We start from the raw sequence: 23,051 nt of genomic DNA on the forward strand, positions 1-23,051 counted from the left end.
CCACGCTCAATAGGATTTCGGCAGGCCAAGGACCCGCTCGGCGAGGTAACACAGCACAAGTTCGCGCGAGACAGGGGCGAGGCGCGTGCCCACCGCCTCACGAAAATAGCGCTCGACGTCGAACTCGCTCGCATAGCCCATTCCACCATGGGTGCGGACGGCCCTGTCGCAGGCGTGGAAATTCGCATCCGCCGCCAGGTATTTCGCCGCATTGGCCTCTGCGCCACAAGGCTGGCCGGCATCGTAGAGCTCTGCGGCGCGCAGCGTCATCAGCTCGGCCGCCATCAGCTCCGACCAGCTTTCGGCCAGCGGATGCTGGATCGACTGGTTCATGCCGATGGGTCGGCCGAACACGACACGGTCCTTGGCATATTGTGTCGCCTTCGCCAGCGCGCGGCGACCGATGCCGATCACCTCGGCTGCGTTGAGGATGCGCTCAGGATTGAGGCTGTCGAGCAAATAGTAGAAGCCCCTGCCTTCCTCGCCGATGCGATCTTCGACGGGGATCTCCAGGCCGTCGATGAAGAGCGCGTTGCTGTCCACCGCCGCGCGCCCCATTTTGTGCACCTCGCGCGCCTCGATCTTGCTGCGATCGAAATCGGTGAAGAAGATCGTCAGGCCGTCGGTGGGCCGCTTGCATTCCTCTATCGGCGTGGTGCGGGCAATCAGCATGATCTTGTCGGCGATCTGCGCCGTCGAGATCCACATCTTGCGCCCATGGACGATGTAGCGGTCACCCTTCAGCACGGCACGGGTTTTCAGCTTGGTAGTGTCGAGGCCGGCATCGGGCTCCGTCACGCCAAAGCACGCGCGGATCTTGCCCTCGATCAGCGGGCGCAGCATGCGCTCCTTCTGCTCCGGCGTGCCATGCACGACGATGGCGTGGGGGCCGAAGATGTTGATGTGGATCGATGAGCAGGCGGCAAAGGCACCGGCCGAATTGCCCACGACCTGCATCATGATCGCGGCCTCCGTGACGCCGAGGCCGGCGCCGCCATACTCCTGCGGCATCGCGATCCCGAGCCAGCCGCCTTCGGCCATGGCTTTGGTGAACTCGTGCGGGAAGGTGCCCGTGCGGTCGCGTTCGCGCCAATAGGCGTCATCAAACCTGTTGCAGATGGCCTTCACCGCATCGCGCACCGCGATCTGCTCGGGCGTGCGCGCCAGCGCCTCAAATTCCATAGATCCATCCTCCCTTGCGCCGCTCCCGTTCAGCGCTGCAATTATACGCTGTGGCGAAATAAAATTCTTATTCACGAATTATTATCGTGGAGCTCATGCGCCGTCAACGGGCACGCGACGTGGTGACGGAGCTCATGAGGTGAGGGCACCATCGATCAGTTCAAGGGAGAGACGCAGGCAGCCAAGCCATTGAGTGGTGCTGCAGAAAGAGTAACGGCGGCTCCCAGGAGCCGCCGTTGCAATTAAAACAGGAGAATGACGGTGATATCGTCACCGCGCCGAGCTATGGCGCAATCCAACGGCTTTCGAAGAGACGTCCGGCTTTCCAGCGGGGCAATTCTTCGGTGGCGGTGCAAGGCACTTCCAACGGGTCACGGCGCTGCTCAAACTCCCGGTCGATCAGATAGCCGAGCACCATGCATGCCTCGTGGTATTCTCCACGGATCGGGTTCTTGGTGACGAACGTCGTCTTGACCAGTACCGCTTCCAGACGGCGGTCTTTCCATTCTGCCGTTCCATAATCGACCAGTTCATCCTCGAACCGGTCGATCACCCAACCATTGGCCGCGTGCTCCATTCTCCATGTGCCGGCGTTCGGGAACAGCGCCAGGAACTCTTCGCGGGAGGCCATGTCTTCGCTCCAGATCGCCTTGGCGAGATCGGTGAGGCTATTATGCGCCGCCCGCGCTTCCTGCGCATAGCGGGTCCGCATCTCGTTCTGGAGCTTTGCCCGCACGACTTCGGCCTGCCGGTTCTTTTCTTCTTCCAGACGGGCCGCCGCTTCCAACTCCTGACGGCGCTTCGCGATCAGCCTTTCGCGCTCCTGCTGGCTGCTCTCCGACAGCGCCTTCCCCTCCGCGACAAGCTCCTGTGTGATCCATATGGGCAGCACCGATGCGGCCTTGTCGATTTTTTCAAGAGCCGGCAGCAGCTGTGCGAGGTCCTCCGCCTGTGCGTAGACAATCCGGCAGGCATTCTTCTGGATATTCGCGAACGCCCGATCGAGTGACACGACAGACCGCTTCAAATCCGCGGGCATGTGGCGCTCGGCCGCTTCGGCCACGAACTCGAACGCGTGGGTGTGATGTGCTGCCTCTGCCTCGGGTATGACCGTGCACAGAGTATTGTCCGGGTTGTCGAAGGCGATGAAGCCGAAGCCCTTGCGAACACCTGCAATGATCTCGTTCTTGATCAGCGCCGAGGTTTGCTGATCGTTGCGAACCGTCTCGCCGATGCTAGACCACGCCACGAGTTCGATGGTCTTGAGCGCCCCTGTTTCAAAGCCCGAGATGATTGGCCGAGCCTCCAGCAGATCGCCGGACAGCAGTGCTCCACGCTCGATGACAAGCACATCCTGCTGCATCGCATTGCGGGAGTCGCAGAGGCCGGTTGCGGCAAATTCCTTGGCGCCGAGTTTTCGGAGTATTGGTTGGACGTGATCGTCAAGCGGCGGGTGGCGAGCGTCCGAGCCTACCCAGCACATGTTGACCTTGCCGCCGTCGAAGGTGGTCGCACCAACCAGATTGACCAAAAGGTGAGGGGCATCCGGCGTGTAGTTGCCCAGAACGATGACGTCCTGCGGATCGCCAACGAGCAGGAACTGGTTGGCCTCCGTGATTGCCAGTCCGTTCTGCGCTTCCTCTACGACGGTCTCTCGGGCTGTGTCGCTATAGATGAACGCGTCCAGCTCTCCCTTCAGGTTGAGTCGCTCAATCGCATCCGCAACGAGGCGTTGCGTGTTGAACAGCGCCTCATCCTGACCCGATGATTGCGCCTTGGCGATCGTCTCCTGCAGTTCAAGGAGGTTATCGACAGCCTCATGCAATATGTTGCTGCCGACGAAGTCGGCGATGAATGCCTCCGTCCTTCGAAGCTCTGCGGCTGCGGTGGCGCGCGCATTCACGTGCGCGATTTCAGCAGCCGTCTTCTGTTCGCCAAGAAACTGCTGGTAGTTCGGTTCATTCTTCAGCAGTTCGTCCACTGTCAGGATTGCCTGCTCGATCTGGGTCACGTCGTCGGACCCTTCGAGCTGCCGCAACCGAACCACGGCACGGGCAACGCCAATGGCGTTTGTGAAGGAGCGTTTGCTGTCGGTATATTCAGCGATCGAGGCAAGGAGGGCGGCAAGGCGTTCCCTGCCGGCGTTCAGCGCCAGGCGCTGGCGCTCGGCCTCCGCTGCCTCTTTTCTCGCGCGCTCTTCTTCGGCGGCCTTGGCCTGCTGCGACGCGAATTCCGTGCTTGCAAGCGAAGCCAGTTGTTGCACCACGTCACCGCCGTCAGCCCCCAGGGCGCTGCACCGGTCGTTGGCTGACGCCCAATTCCTGGCTGCCAGGAGGATACCGCAGGAGAGCATTTCCTGGGTAGCCTTCAGAGCGGCTTGTTCCTGCAGGAACGAACCAGCATTTGCGGGCGCGGCCTGGCCGCCTCCCTGCGCAGCTACCTCGACGGAAGGCGCGTTGCGCGCAACGGCATCCAGTGCCTCGGAAATTCGCTTGTCCAGCTGTTCCAGCTCTGGCAAGAGTTTCGTCTGGTTTGGATACACCATTGCTGACAGACATGTCGCGACAGCGTCTTCTATCTCAGCAGTGCTTGCCGCAACCCTGCATTTATCCGCAGCCTCACGGGCCTGCGCCATCACAGCCCGATGTTGCTCGAAGGAGGCTTTGTCCGGCAGTCCGCTTTGGCGAAATTCGCTGTAGCCGCTGTAATCATCAAAGCCGGCGGCAAGAGCATCTTCAAACTCGCGTCGGCTCGGGAAGCCACCCTTCTGGGCTAGCCGATAGTCTTCAGCATTCTTGAAATCCGATGCGCGGAATTTCCGATAGTCGTCATAGCGGGCGAACCCTTGACGCCTGGCGCTGGCGAAGTCTTGCGCGTTCTCGAACCCGCCCTCGCGTGCTGCGAGAAAATCCTCGCGGTTCTGGAACCCGGCGGCGGCAGCCTCCCTGAGTTCCCGCGCGCTGCGGAAGCCCAGTTGAGCCAGATATTCGACTTCTGCAACGTAATCCTCATTGAGGATGACAGGCGAGAGATCGAACGCCGCGATGAGGGCCGCCTCAGCTCGACGGGTGCCAGGCCCGCGGTCTCCGTCAATCGCCTTGTCGTAGAAGCCGAGGCGGGACATGGCTGCCTGCAGGCGCCGCACATAGGCGATTTCCTGACGCCGGATAGCGTCTTCGCGTGCCCTTCGTTCTGTTTCGGCAGCCTGGCGGCGCTGTTGCTCTGCTCGTTCTTCGGCCTGTTGCCGCCGGCGGTATTCCTGATTGCGCATGTCATGCTCAATCATGCGCCCCATCATGTTGATGATGCCGCCAACATCCTGTGCTGCCGTCGGTACACTGCTCAAGACGAGCGCAGACGCGCACACCGCCCAGGAAAAACGTCTTAGTATGTTCATGATGTACCCCTACCCCGCGCATGAGGATATACGCTTCCGCCGAAGGCGCAAGATGGAGTTCAGGGCGTTGCGGCAGGCCGGAGCCTGATGAACAAGCGACCGTCGTCAGACGGCTTCGAAGCAGGGGATCTTCTTGTCCTTGGTTTCTTCGAAGACAACGGTCAGGCGTGATCCCACCGAAATGTCCTGTTGCGGGCCTTTCCGGAGTCGTGCCATGAACCGGAATCTGTCATCCATGTCGGCCAGGACGACGAAATAGGGTGCCTCGCCCGCGAGGTCGGCTGTGGGGGCTCGGTGGATAAACGTACAGGCGTAGACCGTTCCCTGTTTCGTGCTTTCCCGCCAGGAAAGCCTGGGCGACATGCACTTAACGCACCTTATGCGCGGATAGAAATTGACCGCGTCGCAGGCATCGCATGTCTGAAAGAGAAGCCGCTCTTCCTCGACGCCTTTCCACCAGAACGCGTCCACCTGGGTTGCTTCGTCGCTCATCGTCAGTCCCCCGCGAGAATGCATGTGGCGTTGGAACAGAAAACACCACCCGTTCCACTGATCAGCGCCGTATCATGCTTTCTCACCTGCCTTGGGCCGCATTCGCCCCGCAGTTGCCGGACGGCTTCGATGATCAGGAAGATGCCGAACATTCCCGGGTGGCAGTAGGAGAGCCCGCCGCCGCTGGTGTTGAGCGCTACTTCTCCGCCGGGTGCAATGCGCCCGCCGGACACGTAGGCTGCACTTTCACCCGGGCGGCAGAAGCCGACGGATTCAAGTGTCAGCAGGACCGTGATTGTAAACGAGTCGTAGATCTGAAGAACGTCGATGTCTTTGCGGGCAACGCCTGCCATGGCAAAGGCTCGTTCGCCAGCATCCCGTGCCGGCGTCGAAAGAAGATCCGGCATCTGCGAAATCAGCATGTGCGAATGACTTTCGCCGTGGCCGAGCAGCCAGACGGGCCTCTTTGCGAGCCTCTTGGCGCGTTCCGGCGATACGACAACCACCGCTCCGCCTCCGTCGGTCACCAGGCAGCAGTCGAGCCTGTGGAGAGGTTCGGCCACCGGTTGAGCCGCGAGTACGTCTTCGATGGTCAATGGATCGCGCTTGAACGCCTTGGGGTTCAACTGCGCCCACTTGCGCGCGGCGACCGCCACTTCGGCAAGATCTTTCCGGGTCGTTCCATGGACAGCCATATGCCGGGAGGCAGCCAGCGCGTAAGCGCCGACGGGGTTCGGCAGACCGGCGAAGCTTTCATACTGCAGCGCCAGGTTCTGGGATGCGGCGAGGCTGCGTTCCTTGCCTGACCGCTGTGTGCTTCCGTAGAGGATCAGCGCGACCTCGCAGAGCCCGGCCTTGATCGCGGCTGCGGCATGGCCGAGGTGAAATTCGAAAGAAGCGCCGCCCACTGATGTACCATCGGAGTAGGCCGGATTGATGCCGAGATATTCGGCGACCTCGAGCTGAGGGGTCCGTCCCCACCGTCCCGAGCAGAGGAGGCCGTCCACCTCGTTCTTTTCGATCCCGGCTTCGGCCAGGGCTTCCTCGGCGGCTTCGGCCTGAAGCTCAAGCACGGTTGCGTCGCTGACAATGCCCAGCCGCGACTCTGCGACCCCGGCTATTGCGGCACTCCTGTAAAGACTCATTTCGCTGGAACTCCGGCCCGTGACGGTCCGCTGTCGGGGACATTCTCCTGGATGCCCTTGCGCTGCAGATGCGCCACGCTCTCGCTGATGTTCGCCGCCGCCGTGCGCAGCAGCGGAACATATTCGTTTACCGCATAGCCACCGCTGACGGCGGAGTTGTAGTAGGTGATGCCGATGGTCGCCAGAACACGGTCGCTGCCCTCCTCGAAGACGGGAACAGCAAGGCTTGCGGATGCGGCCTTTTCAGGAGCCGAGGCGCGAACGGCGAAGCCTTGCCGCGCCACCGCATCCAGCATCGAATGGATCTCTTCATCGGTCATTTCGAGACCGGAATCCGGATGCTGCGTGCGCTTCAGTATTTCCAGGATGAGCCGACGCTCCTCCATCGGGCAGAACGCGAGGTAAGCCCGCCCCAGAGCTCGGGACAGAAGACCGAAGCGGCGGTGGAGAATGCCCTGATAGGGAGACATCGGGCTTTCAGCGCTGGTCGTGTAGGAAACGAGCGCCGCGTTTTCGTCCAGCACTGCAACGGCGACCGGCCATCTGATCCGTTTGGTCAGCTCCTGCGCCCAGGGACGAGCAGCCTCCACCACAAGCGGTGCGCCCTGATAGCCGCAGCTGAGGGCAGTGACAGCGGATGTTATGCGGTAACCCTTGCCGTTTTCATCCTTGGCCACGAAACCGGCGTTCGACAGTGTACTCAGCAAGCGGATGATCGTCGGCTTGGGCAGCCCGCTCAATTTGTGCAGCAGCTCGATGGAGGTGAATTTCTGCCGGTTCAGGATCTCCAGCAGTTCAAGAGCCCTGATGACCGAATTTACCTGCCGGTATGGCGACATGGATGCTCCCCGAACCCCAGCTTCTCTGCCAGGCGCTCGGAGGCTCTTCGAGGTGCTCGGCGCTATCGCGGCAACGACATTATGCATGTCTTCTCCGTGCATAACTCGGCGCCCGTCGCGGCGCTCACCTCGCCCACCTCGACGCCTGGCGCAACCTCTTCCAGAATAAACCGGCCCTCCCTGATTGCAATGACTCCTAAATCGGTAAACACCTTGGTGACGACACCAAGAGCCGTCGGCGGATAGGTTAGACGCTCCACCAGCTTCGGTTCGCCGTCACGCGTCTTGTGGGTCATGATTGCCAGAACGCGCCGTGCGCCGATGGCGATGTCCATGGCCCCGCCGATGCTGCCAGTGCGTGCACCGGGCAGCTTCCAGTTGGCGAGATCGCCGTTGCTGGCAACCTGATAGGCGCCGAGGATCGCGGCATCGAGCCGCCCGCCTCTGGCGAGCGCAAAGGAATCGGCATGGTGGACGAAGCTTCCGCCCGGGATGAGCGAGACCGGCCGCTTGCCCGCGCTCAGCAGATCATTGTCGACCACGCCCGTGCCTTCGAGCTCCGGACCCATTCCGATGATGCCGTTCTCGCTATGGAAGATGATGTCCTTCGCAGGATCGACGAAGGGAACCACGGCGAGCGGCATGCCGATGCCGACATTCACCACCCAGTCCGGTTCGAGCTCCTGCGCAAGACGCCAGGCCATCTGATCAAGCGTGAGACCCGTTGCCGTCATGCTGCCGTCTCCATGCTCTGGCCAGCCGAAGCTATGGCCACATAGGCATCCACATAGACGCCGGGCGTCACGATGGCTTCCGGATCGAGGTCGCCGACAGCAACTTCGCTCGTAGCTTCCACCATCACCCAGTCCGCCGCCATGGCCATGATCGGGTTGAAGTTTCGCGCGGCCTTCCGGTAGACGAGGTTGCCCATGGGATCGACCTTGTGTGCCTTGACCAGGGCAAAGTCCGCCCGCATGGCGCGTTCCAGAAGGTAGTTCCGGCCATCGAGTTCGATGACCTGTTTGCCCTCGGCGATGTCCGTGCCGACCCCCGTGGGCGTCAGCACACCGCCGAGACCGGCACCGCCCGCGCGGATGCGTTCCGCCATCGTGCCCTGGGGTACCACTTCCAGATCCACCAGGCCCTTGTTGTACAGGCCCTTGAACACCACGGATTCCTTTGCCAGCGGAAAGCTGCAGACGACCTTGCGCACGCACCCTTCCTCGAGCAGCCGGGCAATGCCGGTACTGCTTGTACCGGCATTGTTGCTGACGATCGTGAGGCCCCGTAACCGTTTCTGGCAGACGGCCTCGATCAGGTTTTCAGGAACACCGCCGCGTCCGAAGCCGCCGATGAAGACGACGGCGTCATCGTGCATCCTCTCCACGGCTTCCTGTGCAGATGTCTTTCGCTTCGGTTTCATCACTTCGCCGAGCTGGTTTCAGGCGAAGGCGCCTGCACCTTGCTCCCTCCAAAGTTCTGCTTGCCCGGAACGAACTCGATCGGGTTGCGCAGCCGGCCCAGATTGCCGACCTCGGACTCGAGCACGCCGCCGATCTTGCCGAGGTCGATGGTGGACGACTTCCATGGCGCCACAGGCGAGCAGGTGCCGCAGGAGATGATGTCGCCCGGCTCCAGCTCATGCGCCCAGGACAAGTGCGAAATCAATTGCCTGATATTGTAAACGTACCCCTTGGTGGAGCCGGCCTGCACAGCTTCGCCATTGAGGTAGGAGGCCATCGGAAGGTCATGCGGATCTGGCACTTCGTCAGGAGTGGTAAGCCAGGGACCGGTAGGCGAAAACGTGTCGAAGTTCTTGTAGCGCCCGGGATAGGTGAGGTGCTCCTCCGTGCCGTCGGGCCGGCGGATATGCACCCATTCCGTTGCTTTGCGCATTTCGTGCGCGGTCAGGTCATTGTGCACCATGAACCCGAACACGTGATCCAGCGCCTCTTCCTCTGGAATGGCTTTGCCGCCCTTGCCGATGACGAGGGCAAGCTCGATCTCGGGCCCGACCTGGCCGATGTCCGGGATCTTGATTGTGTCGTGCGGGCCGATGATGCAGGTCCTGAGCTTGATGAAATAGGTGGGATGCGGATTTTCAGGCGTGATCGCGCGGCGGCGGCTGTCCTGATTCACTGCGATTGCAAAGAATTTAGGCGGCCTTGAAACCGGCGCACAGAGCTTCACGTCGCTAATGGCGACGGGAGAGAATTTCGACGCGTCGGATGCCGCGGCCTTGGACACCTGGGCGGCGAGGTCGCGTCCGCTGTCGCCCTGGTTGATCAGGTCGAGCAGTTCGGCAGGCACCGCAAGATCCTTCAAGTTGCTGGGTGCGGTGGCCGAGACCTGCTTCCAGGCTTCCGCAAGGTCGATCAGACGCTCCTTGTCATCAAGGACAAGGCCGATTGCCCGCTTGCCGTTGCGTTCATACTGGCAGAGTTTCATGCAATGACTCCAATCATGAATTCGATGGTTCGGTCGCCTGATGCGCGCGATGCAGAGCCTCGCCGTCAGACAGTGGGGGGATGCCGATCAGCTCGCAGGCATTGAGGCCGATCATTCTTCTGATTTCGTCTTCGCCGTAGCCTAGCTGCAAGCACATCCGGATGATCTCGCGGAAGCCTTCGACCGGCGTCGGGTTCTTGGACTGACCGAGATCCGATCCGATGATGGTCCGGTTGACGCCGCCCGCCTTGATGAAGGCGTCGAGCTCGTCGGCGGTGAACTTGTTGGAGGGACAGTCGATGACCTGGCAGATGGAATGCTCCAGATAGGCGCCCATTCCAGCGAGCTCGGTCAGGTCTGAAAGGCTTGCGCCGACGAGGAACATCGGATGGTTGATGAGCATGCGGTTGACCCCGCGCGCCTTCGCCTCCTCGAGGAGAGGCCAGATCTCGCTGATGTGCAGGTGCCCGGTGGCAAGCACCGAGTCATACTCGGCGATCAGATCCAGGATGAGCTTCACCTCGTCCAGAAGCTGGCCACGTACATCCACTACGGTGAGTGCAATGGACTCGCTCATGGAGACTTTGGTGGGCAGCAGCTTACGCCTGTGAGCATGACGTATATGGTTGGCGGCCGAAATCGTCGGCATCCAGACCAGATTGCCGCCAAGCTTCAGGCCGTGTTCCACCGCGTAAGGATTGAGCCCGCCGACGTGATTGTTGAGGGCTATGCCGGAGAGGATGCGAACGCGTTCCTCGCCCAGCATCTCCTTCAACAGTTCGGCCACAGGCGTGGTGGAGTAGTAGTGGTCCTTGAAAAGGACGCCTCGCATGCCGGCCTGGTCGGCCTGGCGGATCGCTTCCGCATGATTGATCTTGCGGGGCATGACCGAAGGTCCGCTGTGGCAGTGAAGATCAACCGCGCCAATCAGCAGGCGATCGACAACGGTCTCGTCCGAGCCCCTCGCGGGTGCCGCGTCTTGTAGCATCGTCAATATCCATTTCTGTCAGGAAACTGGGAGGCAGAGGGAGCCGGGAGCTCCCTCAAGCCATCGTCATTCAAACCACAGGCCCGCGAGGTCATGCCCCACGTAGAAGCTTGGCGTCAGGGTGTAGCCCTTGAGGTTGGCGGGGAGGGCGACGATCCGCTCGCCGCGGAAGAGGTGCAGGAAGGTCGATTGCCCCATGATCCGCTTCTGCAGCTCCTTGACCAGCTCGCCACGCTTCTCCGGGTCCAGCTCGACTCTCTGGGCCTCAAACAGGCGGTCCGCCTCAGGATCATTGAAGCCGGAGTAATTCGCAGGCGAGTCCGAAACGTATTTCAGCAGAGCCTCTGTGGCGTCGTCGCTGGGCGGCGCGTTGAGGTCATAGGCAATGTCGAAACTGCCATCCTTCAGCGCCTGGAAGTAGGCCGCATTGTCCACCGGAACCATCTCGACATCAGCGCCGATCTGCCGCCACTGGTCGATGGCGAAGACGCCGATGATCTGGTAGGGGTCCTGGATGTTACGATTAACAAACCGTACCTTTACCCCCGTAGCACCAGCCTCCTCCAGAAGCTTGCGGGCTTCAGCACGACGCGCCTCGATGTCCGGACCGTAGCCGGGCAATTCCGCCAGCTCATCCGGCTTGATCGCATATTGGTGGCTCGGCCGCAGGATCGTGCCGATGTAACCGGCGCTGGTCAGCTTCGAGATATTTTGCTGACCGGTTTTCCGATCAATGGCGAGATCGAACGCCTTCCTGACGCGGGGGTCGTTAAAGGGCGGCTTGCGGGTATTGAGGACGACGCCATTGACGGTGCCGGACTCGGTGATCTGGAATACGGTCTTGTCGCCACGCGCTTCCGCTATGCGGTCACGCTGTGGTGGGGTGATGAAGCGCAGGTTCGCGTCCGCCTGGCCGCTGGCAATGGCGTTGACCGCGCCCGGACCGTCAACAGTGATCACCTTGAAGCCGTCGAGATAGGGCTGCCCTTCGCGGAAATAGTCGGCGAACCGCTCGCCCGTCCAATGGGATCCCTGAACGTGTTCCTTGAACACGAACGGTCCGCTGCCCATGACTTCGGTGGCTGGCAGCTTTGGATCCTTGGCGAGGGTCTCATCGGAGTAGATGCAGTTCCAAGGGCTGGCAAAGAGTTCCAACGTCCCGGGCTGCGCCTTGGCCATCTTGAATGCTACCGTCGTGTCATCCACCACCTCGATGTCGGCGATGTTCTCGAAACTGCTGGCGCGGACAGAAACCACACCCTCCGGAGGATTGCGCAACCGGTCGTAGGTCGCCTTGACGTCCTCTGCCGTCAGCGCGCTGCCATCATGGAACTTGATGTTCGGGTGCAGCTTGAAGGTAAACGTGAGCTGGTCATCGGACACGGTCCATTCGGCTGCGGCATTGCCTTTGACGGCGGGATATTTCTCGGGATCAAACTCGAGCAGCGTCGAATAGTGCGGCGCGATATAGGTCAGATCCGTGATGGAAGTCGCCGCATGGCAGTCATAGGTGTTGGGCGTTCCGGCCATCACCAGTGTCAGCGTTCCGCCCTGCTTGGGCTGTGACTGCGCCAGAACAGAACCTGGAAGAATAACAGCCAGTATTGCAAGGCTGCTGATTGCCGTTGCGGGCCTGAACTTCAGTCGTTGCGAAGACATTGACTTCCTCCCTCACTCATCAAACCAGAGGCCGGACAAGTCGTGACCGACGTAAAAACTTGGCGTGAGCGTGTAGCCTTTGAGATTGGCGGGCATCGCGACGATGCGCTCTCCGCGGAAGAGGTGCAGGAACGTCGACTGACCCATGATCCGCTTCTGCAGTTCACGGACGAGTTCACCACGCTTTTCGCGGTCGAGCTCGACTTTCTGAGCCTCGAAGAGCTGGTCAACCTCGGGGTCAGAGAAGCCGGTGTAATTTGCCGGCGAGTCGCTGATGTACTTCATCAGCCCTTCCGTCGCATCGTCGCTGGGCGGTGCGTTGAGGTCGAAGGCGATATCGAAGTTGCGATCCTTCAGCGCCTGAAAATAGGAGGCATTGTCGACCTGTGACATCTCCACGTCGAAGCCCACCTGACGCCACTGGTCGACCAGGAAGACGCCGATGATCTGATAGGGATCCTGGATGTTGCGGTTGACGAACTTCACCTTGAGGTTGGTGGCCCCAGCCTCCTCCAGCAGCTTGCGCGCTTCCGCCCGGCGAGCCTCCATGTCCGGGCCATACCCCGGCAGTTCGGCCAGTTCTTCAGCCTTCAGCGCATATTCATGGCTCGGCCGCAGAATGGACCCGATATAGCCGGCACTGGTGATCTTCGAGAGGTTCTCCTGGCCACCCTTGCGGTCGATGGCGAGATCCAGCGCCTTGCGGACACGCGGATCATCGAAGGGTTTGCGCTGTGTATTGACGGTGATCATGTTGACCGTGCCGCCTTCCGTCGACTGGAAGACTGTCTTGTCACCGCGAGCTTCGGCAATGCGGTCGCGCTGCGGCGGCGTGAGCAGGCGGAAGTTCGCGTGAGCCTGGCCGCTGGCGATCGCATTGACGGCGCCGGGGCCGTCGACGGTAATGACCTTGAAGCCGTCAAGGTACGGCTGGCCGTCGCGGAAGTAGTCATCAAACTTGTGGCCGGTCCAGTGCGAGCCCTGCACGTGTTCATCGAAGACGAACGGTCCGCTGCCCATGACTTCGGTGATGGGCAGTTTTGGATCCTTGGCGAGTATTTCGTCGGAATAGATGCAGTTCCACGGGCTGGCGAAGAGTTCTTCCGTCCCCGGCTGCGCGACCTTCATCTTGAAGACGACGGTCGTGTCATCAACCGCTTCAATACTGTCGATATTCTCAAAGCTGCTGGCGCGGACGGAAACGACACCTTCCGGCGGCTCACGCAGTCTTTCATAGGTTGCCTTCACATCTTCAGCAGTGAGCGCGGTCCCGTCGTGGAACTTGATGTTTGGGTGCAGCTTGAAGGTGAAGGTGAGCTGGTCATCCGAAATGGACCATTCGGCGGCCGCATTTCCTTTGACTGCTGGATAGTTCGCCGCGTCAAACTCCAGCAGGGTGGAGTAATGGGGCGCAAGATAGGTGAGGTCGGTGATCGAGGTGGCTGCATGGCAGTCGTAGGTATTTGGTGTGCCTGCCATCACAAGTGTAAGAACGCCGCCGGATTTGGGCTGGCCCTGGGCCAGTGCAATGTCGGCCGCGCTGATGAGAATAACGGCAGTTCCAGCCGTCAGTCGCAATGCATGATTGATATTCAACTTCATATTGACCCCTCCTCCAAGGGTAGATTTTACCTGTCCAAGACATCGCAAGATGACTTGAAGTGCAGAAATCTTTCTTCTGAAGCGAATTAAGTTCGACTTTTATTGTTTGTATGAAGTGTCGTTCATTTCTCCTGCCTCAACAGGATCGCGATGATTTTATTATTGCCTGATTTTGAGGCATGTACAGCGGAATGTCCTGCAAATTGGTCAGATTTCTCATAGTGGAACGCAAGGCCTTTGACGGCTCTTTGCTTTGCCGACAGTCTTAGGGCCACCTGATCCAATGGAGGCTCCAATGGTGATCGAGCGAATTGAAATCTTCATCACCGAGCTGCCCACGCGCATCCAGCGCACGTTCTCGAGCGGCAGCTATGACACGGGTGCATCCAAGGATGCGCTGGGAAAACCCGTTCTCGTCAAACTGCATGCGGACGGGGTCACCGGTTACGGCCAGATCAGGGCCATCAGCCCCGGCCATTTCGTTGCAGATACCGTGCACAGCATGGTTGCCGCGATCCGGGACATCTACGGTCCGCTTCTGAAAAACCGCAAGCTGGGCGACTTTGAAGGCGCACATCAGGCCTTCGACAGCAGGCTTGCCGGCAACCCTGCGGCCCGCGCCGTGCTGGACATTGCGTTGCATGATGCTTGGGGTAAGGCGCTCGGTGTGCCGGTTCATCAATTGCTGGGAGGATGCTGCCAGCCGCAACTGCCGATCGAATGGTCCGTCAGCTTTTCCGACGATGTCTCAGTCATGATCGAGGAAGCCAGGCGTGCCGTGGAGGAATATGGCATCAAGGTCCTCTGCTTGAAGGCCGCAGGTCCGCAAGGTTGGCGTCGCGACGTGCGCAATTTCGAGGCAGTGCGCAACGCTCTGGGCTTTGACGTTGTCATCGGTGTCGATCCAAATACGGGCTGGAGCTACAGCGACACCATCGCCTTCATGGAAGCGGTCCGGCCTCTGGATCTTGGCTATATCGAGCAGCCGACAGGTCGCAGGGACATCGCGACACTCGCGGCCATCCGCGACAAGGCAGCCGGCGTTCCGGTGATGGCGGACGAGAGCCTGTTCACCATCGAGGATGCCTTCCAGCTCGCTCAGTGCCGCGCCGTCGACGTCTTCTGTATCAAGCTCTACAAGGTCGGTGGCCTGACGCCGGCGCGTAAGATTTCAGCCATCGCAGAAGCCGCCGGCGTGAAGCTGAATAGTGGTGGACTTGCCGTCCAGTCGCAGCTGGAGGCCGCTGCCTCGGCCCATTTCTGCGCGTCCATTCCGGCAACCCGCATGTTCGGCGCGGCCGAATTTGCCTTTGCCCTTGGGGGGGCTGGAAGAGATCCGCTTGTCGGCGAACCCGCCATTGAGCTCGTGGACGGAATGGTCACCGTCCCCACCGGGCCGGGGCTGGGCGTCATCATCGACGAAGATGCCCTTGAGCGGCATACGATCCACCGGACCGAGATCCGGCTCTAGATCATTGTTTTAACGCAATTGCGGACGGAAAACCGGTCCCCACTTTTCCTGGAATTGCTCTAATCACCAGCAACACTGTTGGCGCCATTGCGCAGGGCTTCGCGTACTGCCGATGGTGTCAGGTGGGGCGCAGTCAGCGCAATGAAGTCGAGCACGAAGGGGCGGACATAGCCGGTACGGCGCAGTGCGATCGTCGACACGCTGGTTGGGAAAAGGTGGCTTGCGTCGCGCGCCTGCAGACCTTTGTCATGCTCGGGATCATAGGTGACGCTGGGCAGGATCGTCAGGCCCAGGCCCACGGATGCGTAGGTCTTGCAAACGTCGGCATCGATGCCGGTCATGACGATGCTTGGCTTCAGGCCAGCCGCGTCGAAGGCTGCCATCACGCGCCACCGTCCCGTGTACCTCGGATCGTAGGCAATCAACGGATGGCGCGCGATGTCTTCTAGCGTCATGGTGGAACGTTCAAAGATCGGGTGATCCGCCCTTCCCACGATGCATCGGGTGAGCTCGACGCATGGAAGCCTGAGCAGCCGGGGAAAGGGCCGGATCGTCTGCGGACCAAAGGCCAGATCCGCATCGCCATTCTCCACCATTTCGCAAACCTGCTCGGGATCACCCTGTTTGAGGATGAGCTGGACGGATGGGTATTGTCCGACGAATTGCTTTATCACATCCGGCAGGACATAGCGGGCCTGCGTATGCGTCGTCGCAATGACCAGCTGGCCACGGTCCCGGGACCGGCTTTCCTCCTTCAGGTTCTGCAGTCCCTCCATCTCGGAGATGATGCGCTCTGCTATGCCCACGACCTCGTGGCCAAGCGAGGTCAGGCCGATGATGCGGTTGCGCGTGCGCTCAAAGATCTCGAAGCCGAGCTCTTCCTCCAAGAGCTTGATCTGCTTGCTGACACCAGGCTGCGAGGTGTTCAGCGCGGTGGCGGCCGCCGACAGGTGATTGTTGTGGCGGACGATCTCGACGATGTACTTCATCTGCAGGATGTTCATGCCGAGTATATCTCTCCGAGAATACCAGGATTTCATCTTATTCTTAGACTGCATACTGCTTGTTGGCTACCGTGCTCTTAAGAAAAAGCCGGGAGCGAGCTGTTATGGAGCCGCGGAACCTCAAATCAAACTATGATGTAGTCGTTGTGGGAGGCGGGAACGCTGCCCTGTGCGCGGCCATTTCCGCAGCCGACGAAGGTGCGCGGGTTGTCCTGCTCGAGCGCGCTTCTGAGAGCGAACGCGGTGGCAACAGCACGTTTACCGACGGCAAGTATCGCGCCGTTTACAATGGCGTCGAGGATGTGGTGGCGCTTGCTCCGGGTCTGACCGAAGACGAGATCGCCAACAGCGACTTCGGAGAATATACCGAGGCGGACTTCTTCGATGACATGATGCGGGTGACCCAGTACCGCACCGACCCTGACCTCTGCGAAATCCTGGTGCGTAGCAGCAGGGATATCCTGTTCTGGCTGAAGAAGAACGGCGTCCGCTTCATGCCCAATTTCGGCCGTCAGGCCTACCGGGTGGACGGCCGCTTCAAGTTCTGGGGCGGCACGACCCTCGTGGTCGCAGACGGCGGTCCGGGGCTGGTCGATGCGCTTTACAGAACGGCTGAGGCCAAGGGTGTTCATATCCTCTATGAGGCCTGGGTGCGGGAGTTGATCCATGACGACGTCAGCGGCACCTCCGGCGTCGTCGTCAAGGTCAACGACGAGATGCGCAGGATCCACGCGGGAGCCGTCATCCTTGCCTGCGGCAGTTTCGAGGGCAATGCGGAGTGGCGCGCCCGCTATCTCGGGCCAGGCTGGGATCTCGCGAAGGTGCGCGGCAGTCGGTACAACACCGGCGATGGGCTGGCGATGGCGCTGAAGGCAGGGGCACAGCCCTATGGCCATTGGTCGGGCTGTCACGCCACGGCCTGGGAGCGTTACGCCGAAGATTTCGGCGACATGGCCGTAACGCCGCAATACCAGCGCCACAGCTATACTTTCGGTATCGTCGTCAACTCGGCCGGCCACCGCTTCATCGATGAAGGCGCGGATTTCCGCAATTACACATACGCCAAATACGGGCAGGAAGTGCTTCGTCAGCCGGGCCAGGTGGCCTGGCAGATCTATGACGGCAAGGTGCTTCACCTGCTCACCGACGAATATCGCACGCGGCGCGTTACCAAGGTGCGTGCCGACACCCTCGAAGATCTGATCGCACAGCTCGATGAGGTGGATGGCGCGCAGCTCGCCCGGACAATCTCCGAGTTCAACGCGGCCGTGCGTAAGGACGTCGCGTTTGATCCCAACACCAAGGATGGACGCAGCGCTAACGGCCTTCCAGTACCGCGCAGCAACTGGGCCAATCCCATCGATACGCCGCCGTTCGAAGCCTATGCGGTGACCTGCGGCGTCACCTTCACCTTCGGCGGTGTTCGCATTTCGACCGAAGGCCAGGTCATCGACACCAATCAGAGGCCGATCCGGGGGCTCTATGCCGCCGGCGAGATGGTCGGAGGACTGTTCTACTTCAACTATCCGGGCGCCAGCGGGCTCACCAGCGGATCGGTCTTCGGACGGCTTGCCGGACGCCACGCCGCACGCGCGGCCGTTGAGGGAAGGGTGCCTGCCTGACGATTTAATTCTGTAGTGCGCCCCCAGGTGGGCGGCTATTCTGAGGAGGAGAATTGCCGTGAACGTTGCCGTTACCCAACCCCCAGTAACGCGTACCCTGGCAGAGTTCGCCGTGGGCCTGCGCTACGAAGACCTGCCAGTCGAAACGATCGAATTCGCCAAGCAGTGCATTCTCGATAGCCTCGCCTGCGGCATCTATGGATCGACAATGCCGTGGAGCCACTCCGTTGCACGTGTGGTCCAGAGCCTGGGCCAGGCGCAGACGGCAAGTGTCTGGGGCATGCGCCAGAAGGGTGACCCGCTTGGCGTCGTGTTCGTCAACGGCACGTCCGCGCAGGGTTTCGAGCTCGATGACTGCCACGACCAGTCCATGTCGCATTATGGTGCGGGCGTGGTGCCACCGGTTGTAGCCGCAGCCGAAGGGCTGGGCAGTTTCAACGGACGCGACATGATCCTTGCTACCGTCGTCGGCTATGAGCTTGGCACGCGCATCGGCAATACGGTGAGCCCCAGCGCTTTCCATCGCGGTTTCCATCCCTGCGGCCTGACCAGCACCTTCGCTTCCGCGGCCACGACCGGAAAGATCCTCGGTCTAGATGCAGACCAGTTCGTCAGTGCGCTGGGCCTGGCCGGTTCACAGGCAGCGGGACTGATGGCCTCCCAGTTCGGCGCGATGGCAAAGCGCTTCCACTCCGGCAAGGCAGCTCAGAACGGCATCATCGCGGCCATGTGCGCACGGGAAGGGCTGACGGGCGTCCGCGACGTGCTCGAAGCTCCTTACGGCGGCTTCTGCTCCACCTATTCGGAGAAGTATGACCTGAGCTGGGCCACCAATGGGCTCGGCAGCGAATTCGAAATGCTCAAGAACGGCTTCAAGCGCTATTCTTCGCTGGCAAGCAGCCACACGTCCGTCGACGCCATGCAGGCGCTGCGCGAGAAGCACGGCATCACCGCCGATGATGTCGAGAAGGTCGTCATCGCCACGACCAAGATGGTCCATGTGCACTGCGGCTGGCCCTACGTGCCAAAGGAAACCATCACGGCGCAGATGAACCTGCCATACACTGCAGCGGTCACCCTGCTCGAGGGCAACGCCTTCATCGACCAATATGTCGACGAGAAGCTGCGCGACCCGAAGATCCTTGATCTGGCAAACCGCATTGAGGTTGTGATCGATCCGGAACTGGATGCGGGCGGGCCCCATGAGATGCGTGCCGTGCGCGCCACCGTCAAGCTGAAGGACGGCCGGGTGCTGGAAGAATCCGTCACCTATCGCAGCGGCCATTGGCGCAATCCGATCCCACCGGAAGCCTTGAAGGAAAAGTTCCGCGACCTGGCGGGCCGGGTGCTGAAGGCTGAGGCCGTCAAGACGATAGAGGACATCGTCAGCAGCCTCGATCAGCAGGAGAGCCCCGGTGCAAGGTTGGGTGTCGCGTTGCAGGACCTCCGCGACTGAGTAGGTAGGACCAGAAGAATGGCACATCAAACCCTTGCCCGGCGTCACGCCGAATTCGCGGCAAACCTCCGGACCTCCGACATTCCTCCGGAGGTTCGCAAAGGCGCCTTGCTGCACCTCGTGGATTCGCTCGGCGTCTCCATCGCCGGAGCTGCCGAAGGCGAGGAAAGCGGCGCCGTGGCGCGGGCACTTGCCAAAAAGTGGGCAACGCCCGAAGGCGCGACCGTCTACGGTGTCGGCTCCCGGATGCGGCCGGAAATGGCAGCACTCGTCAACGGCTCTATGGCGCAGGCCCTTGAGATGGATGACAAACACGGCTCTTCTCTTGCTCGGCCGGGCTCCACGGTAGTGCCCGCCGTCATGGCCGTCGCGGAAGATCGCAACGCTTCCATCGCAGATGCCCTGACGGCAATCGTGGCGGGCTACGAGACGATGATCAGGCTCGGATTTGTGGCCCGCGACCGCTTCCTTGAGCGCGGATATCACACGAGCTGCCTGATTGGCGGCTTTGGGGCGGTGGCAGGCGTCGGACGGCTCGGTAACCATTCCGCTGACGAGATCGTCTCGGCGCTAGGCATTGCCGGAACCATGGCGTCCGGCATTCAGGAATCAACCCGCACCGGTTCCACCTCCAAGATCATCCACGGCGGATGGGGCGCGCATTCCGGCATCGTGGCCATGGACCTTGCGAGCGCCGGGATCACCGGCCCTGAAAGCGTCTATGAGGGCAAGATGGGCTTCTTCCAGACCCATCTCACTCCTATCAAAGGGGAACTCGAGTGGGATACGGCAGGTGCAGGGCTCGGCTCTGTCTGGCACCTCCTCGACACGGCCTTCAAGCCATATCCCTGCTGCCAGCTCATGCATGCCTTCATCGAAGCGGCGAAGCAGATCCTGGTCGACATGGCGAGGGACCGGATGGACGTTGCGGCGATCGAGGCCATCCACTGCAAGCTGGCGGAACCCGGCCTGACGCTTGTGACGGAACCGCGCGAGCGGAAGCTTGCGCCGGAACTGCGCCATGAGGCGCGCTTCAGCCTGCCTTTCGTGGTGGCGAGCGCATTGCTCTATGGCGACATAGGCCTGGAGTCGTTCAGCGATGATAGGCTCTCTTCTCCGACCATCCGGGCGCTGGCCGCACGGATCACCACGGCGGAAGATCCCGAATCCGATTATCCGGCCCATTGCCCGGCACGAATGGAAGTGAAGGTGGCCGGCCGCACCTACACGAAGCACGTGCCGTTCCATCCCGGCAGTCCTGAAGCCGCGCTATCGCCAGCTGATGTGCTGGACAAGTTTGCCCGCAACACCCAGTGGCTATTCGGCAACCGTGCACACGACACCGCTGAGGCACTGTTGGAAATACCGGAGACAGAAAGTGTCGCGCTGATTGTGACGCTGCTTGGCGAAGCAGCCGCCACCTCGATGCAGAGAGCCTGATCATGAACAAAGCTGAAGGGGAAGCCGTAGAGAAGGCCGCGGATGTCCGCTATGGTCGGGTTTCTGAATCGTGGAGATGAAAACACCGGGAGCGGATTTGCGTAGCGACTGATGACTGATCGGCTCTCATAGCCCGGGCGGCCGGTGCACTCTTGGGAGGGAGTGTGCCTTGAAGGTTGGCGGGCATTGCATGCGATGAGGGCCGGGCGACACAGATTGGGAGGAGGAGAATGCTGAACTTTTCGGGTCGAGAGTTGAAGCCCCATTCTCCGCACGTGCTGGAGACTGAGGGCGTGGCCAAACCGCTTCTGTCGGTCCGCAATCTTGAAGTCGAGTTTCGAACCTCGCGCGGGCTCGTGCGGGCCGTCCGCGACGTGAATTTCGACGTGGCGCCCGGCGAAATCATCGCGCTCGTTGGCGAGTCCGGCTCCGGCAAGTCCGTCTCCGCCCTGTCCGTCATGGGCCTGCTGCCGAAGGCGAACTCCGAGGCGCGCGGCAGCATCACGTTCGACGGGCGCAATCTCCTTTCGCTCAACGAGCATGAGATGCGGACCATCCGCGGCCGGCAGATCTCCATGATCTTCCAGGAGCCGATGACCTCGCTCAATCCGGTTCTGACGATCGGGCTGCAGATCATCGAGCCGCTCCAGACCCATCTCGGACTCACTACGGCGCAAGCAGAGGCCAGGGCGATCGAGCTGATGTCTCTCGTTGGCATTCCGGATCCGGAAAGCCGCCTGAACAGCTACCCGCATCAATTTTCAGGCGGCATGCGCCAGCGCGTGATGATCGCCATCGGCCTTGCCTGCAATCCGAAGCTGATCATCGCCGACGAGCCCACGACAGCCCTCGACGTCACGATCCAGGCGCAGATCCTGGAGCTGATGCGCGACCTGACACGCAAGCTCGGCATCTCGCTCATCATCATCACGCACAATCTGGGCATCGTTGCGCGCTACGCCGACCGGGTCTTCGTTATGTATGCCGGTCGCCTGGTCGAAGAGGGCAATATAACCAGAATCTTCGAGACCCCGCGTCACCCCTATACGATGGGACTGCTGCTTTCTGTCCCGCGTCTCGATCAGGGCGCGCGCAGTCGTCTGAATGCCATCGAAGGTCTTCCTCCAGATCCCTCGAAAGAGATTGCAGGCTGCCCCTTCGCGGATCGCTGTCCCTTCCGCATCGAGATCTGCAGCCAGCCGCCCCAGCTGGAGTTCACCGATGTCGGGACACGATCGGCCTGCTTCCGCAGCGATGAAATTGCCGAAGGCAAGCTCAAATGGCGCTCGCCGCAGGGTGGAGGAGAGGTGGTCTCTCTGCCCAAGGCCAAAACCGCGCTGGTTGAATTGCAACAGCTCAGCAAGTCTTACTGGGTCAAGAAGGGCGGCATCTTCGGTCGCATCGGCGAGGTTCGGGCCGTCGCCGACCTCGACCTGCAAATCCAGGCGGGCGAAACGCTGGGTCTCGTGGGCGAATCCGGCTGTGGCAAGACGACGGTCGGGCGGCTGCTGCTGGCGATCGACAAGCCGACGCGCGGTTCAATCCGGTTCGACGGTCAGGACATCTACCAGCTGAACAAGGCGGATTTCGCCCGCTACCGCCACGACGTGCAGGTGATCTTCCAAGATCCCTACAGCTCGCTCAACCCTCGCATGACGGTTGCGCAAATGGTCGAGGAGCCGATGATCGCGCACAGGACCGAGCGCAGCCGTGAGGCGCGGCAAGACCGCGTGCGGTCGCTGCTTGATCAGGTTGGTCTCAGGCCCGAGATCGCTGAACGCTACCCGCACCAACTGTCGGGCGGACAGCGTCAACGTGTTGGCATCGCCCGGGCGCTGGCGCTGAACCCGCGCTTCATCGTCTGCGACGAAGCGGTTTCGGCGCTTGATGTGTCGATCCAGGGGCAGGTTATCAACCTCTTGATCGACCTGCAGAAGCAGTTTGATCTCACCTACCTCTTCATCGCCCACGATCTGGCTGTCGTACGTCACATCTCGACCCGCGTTGCGGTGATGTATCTCGGACGGCTGATGGAGCTCGCAAGCCGTGACGAGCTCTATGAAAATCCGCTGCACCCCTACACGCGACTGCTGCTGGATGCCGCGCCGGTACCCGATCCCGAGCTCGAACGGCAGCGTCCGGTGAGGGTGGCGCCGGGCGAAATTCCAAGCCCGCTTAACCCGCCGCAGGGCTGCGTGTTCAGTACCCGCTGTCCGCTGGCGAGCGCTGAATGCAAGGCTCAGGTTCCGCAGCCGCGCGAGGTGAGGCCGGGCCACTATGTAGCTTGTATCAAGGTGTGAGGGACG

17 protein-coding genes are annotated in these 23,051 nt (G+C 61.1%); 5 read left to right on the top strand and 12 right to left on the bottom strand.

The window, feature by feature from the left end; translation table 11 throughout:
- Positions 1-6: 6 nt before the first annotated feature.
- The 11 genes from IEX27_RS16915 to IEX27_RS16965 all read right to left on the bottom strand — a co-directional run bounded on the left by IEX27_RS16915 (position 7) and on the right by IEX27_RS16965 (position 13,752).
- Positions 7-1,182, bottom strand: a complete 1,176-nt coding sequence (locus tag IEX27_RS16915) for an acyl-CoA dehydrogenase family protein (RefSeq protein ID WP_188722263.1) — start codon at positions 1,180-1,182, stop codon at positions 7-9.
- A 283-nt stretch (positions 1,183-1,465) separates the two neighbouring features.
- Entirely contained in the window at positions 1,466-4,579 is a 3,114-nt protein-coding gene (locus IEX27_RS16920) for a hypothetical protein (RefSeq protein ID WP_188722264.1), read from the bottom strand.
- Between the two features lie 105 nt (positions 4,580-4,684).
- A complete protein-coding gene (locus IEX27_RS16925) occupies positions 4,685-5,071 on the bottom strand; it encodes a Zn-ribbon domain-containing OB-fold protein (protein ID WP_188722265.1) in 387 nt (128 codons plus the stop codon).
- A gap of 2 nt (positions 5,072-5,073) precedes the next feature.
- The gene (locus IEX27_RS16930; protein ID WP_188722266.1) at positions 5,074-6,216 is read right to left on the bottom strand and encodes an acetyl-CoA acetyltransferase; all 1,143 of its coding nucleotides are present in this window, start codon (positions 6,214-6,216) and stop codon (positions 5,074-5,076) included.
- Positions 6,213-7,055: a DNA-binding transcriptional regulator gene (locus tag IEX27_RS16935; protein ID WP_188722267.1), complete on the bottom strand. Its 843-nt coding sequence runs from the start codon at positions 7,053-7,055 to the stop codon at positions 6,213-6,215. The genes IEX27_RS16930 and IEX27_RS16935 overlap by 4 nt, the downstream gene beginning before the upstream one ends.
- Before the next feature lie 62 nt (positions 7,056-7,117).
- Positions 7,118-7,789 (bottom strand): 3-oxoacid CoA-transferase subunit B, encoded by a 672-nt coding sequence (locus IEX27_RS16940; protein WP_188722268.1) that lies wholly within the window; start codon positions 7,787-7,789, stop codon positions 7,118-7,120.
- Positions 7,786-8,478, bottom strand: a complete 693-nt coding sequence (locus IEX27_RS16945; protein ID WP_188722269.1) for a 3-oxoacid CoA-transferase subunit A — start codon at positions 8,476-8,478, stop codon at positions 7,786-7,788. The genes IEX27_RS16940 and IEX27_RS16945 overlap by 4 nt, the downstream gene beginning before the upstream one ends.
- Entirely contained in the window at positions 8,478-9,503 is a 1,026-nt protein-coding gene (locus IEX27_RS16950; RefSeq protein WP_188722270.1) for a fumarylacetoacetate hydrolase family protein, read from the bottom strand. The genes IEX27_RS16945 and IEX27_RS16950 overlap by 1 nt, the downstream gene beginning before the upstream one ends.
- 13 nt (positions 9,504-9,516) lie before the next feature.
- Positions 9,517-10,491 (bottom strand): DUF6282 family protein, encoded by a 975-nt coding sequence (locus IEX27_RS16955; protein ID WP_188722271.1) that lies wholly within the window; start codon positions 10,489-10,491, stop codon positions 9,517-9,519.
- Positions 10,492-10,557: 66 nt separating this feature from the next.
- Positions 10,558-12,150: an ABC transporter substrate-binding protein gene (locus tag IEX27_RS16960; protein WP_188722272.1), complete on the bottom strand. Its 1,593-nt coding sequence runs from the start codon at positions 12,148-12,150 to the stop codon at positions 10,558-10,560.
- A gap of 12 nt (positions 12,151-12,162) precedes the next feature.
- Positions 12,163-13,752: an ABC transporter substrate-binding protein gene (locus IEX27_RS16965; protein ID WP_188722273.1), complete on the bottom strand. Its 1,590-nt coding sequence runs from the start codon at positions 13,750-13,752 to the stop codon at positions 12,163-12,165.
- 295 nt (positions 13,753-14,047) lie between these two features.
- On the opposite strand from IEX27_RS16965, the gene IEX27_RS16970 reads away from it, so the two are divergent.
- Positions 14,048-15,223 carry a mandelate racemase/muconate lactonizing enzyme family protein gene (locus IEX27_RS16970; RefSeq protein WP_188722274.1) on the top strand — a complete coding sequence of 392 codons (1,176 nt, stop codon included), beginning with the start codon at positions 14,048-14,050 and terminating at the stop codon, positions 15,221-15,223.
- A 59-nt stretch (positions 15,224-15,282) separates the two neighbouring features.
- Here the strand turns inward: IEX27_RS16970 and IEX27_RS16975 are convergent, their stop codons facing one another.
- The gene (locus tag IEX27_RS16975; protein WP_188722275.1) at positions 15,283-16,227 is read right to left on the bottom strand and encodes a LysR substrate-binding domain-containing protein; all 945 of its coding nucleotides are present in this window, start codon (positions 16,225-16,227) and stop codon (positions 15,283-15,285) included.
- Positions 16,228-16,331: 104 nt separating this feature from the next.
- Here IEX27_RS16975 and tcuA point away from each other — a divergent pair, with 104 nt between their 5' ends.
- From tcuA to IEX27_RS21585, 4 genes are all read left to right on the top strand, one after another.
- Entirely contained in the window at positions 16,332-17,849 is a 1,518-nt protein-coding gene (tcuA, locus tag IEX27_RS16980; protein ID WP_188722276.1) for an FAD-dependent tricarballylate dehydrogenase TcuA, read from the top strand.
- A 58-nt stretch (positions 17,850-17,907) separates the two neighbouring features.
- On the top strand, positions 17,908-19,305 hold the full coding sequence (locus IEX27_RS16985; protein WP_188722277.1) for an MmgE/PrpD family protein: 1,398 nt from the start codon (positions 17,908-17,910) through the stop codon (positions 19,303-19,305).
- 18 nt (positions 19,306-19,323) lie between these two features.
- Complete coding sequence (locus tag IEX27_RS16990; RefSeq protein WP_188722278.1) at positions 19,324-20,745, top strand: MmgE/PrpD family protein; 1,422 nt, start codon at positions 19,324-19,326, stop codon at positions 20,743-20,745.
- A 230-nt stretch (positions 20,746-20,975) separates the two neighbouring features.
- Positions 20,976-23,045: an ABC transporter ATP-binding protein gene (locus IEX27_RS21585; RefSeq protein WP_188722279.1), complete on the top strand. Its 2,070-nt coding sequence runs from the start codon at positions 20,976-20,978 to the stop codon at positions 23,043-23,045.
- The last annotated feature ends 6 nt before the right edge of the window (positions 23,046-23,051 follow it).

Origin of the sequence: Nitratireductor aestuarii (assembly GCF_014641695.1) — a bacterium.
Lineage (GTDB): Bacteria > Pseudomonadota > Alphaproteobacteria > Rhizobiales > Rhizobiaceae > Chelativorans > Chelativorans aestuarii.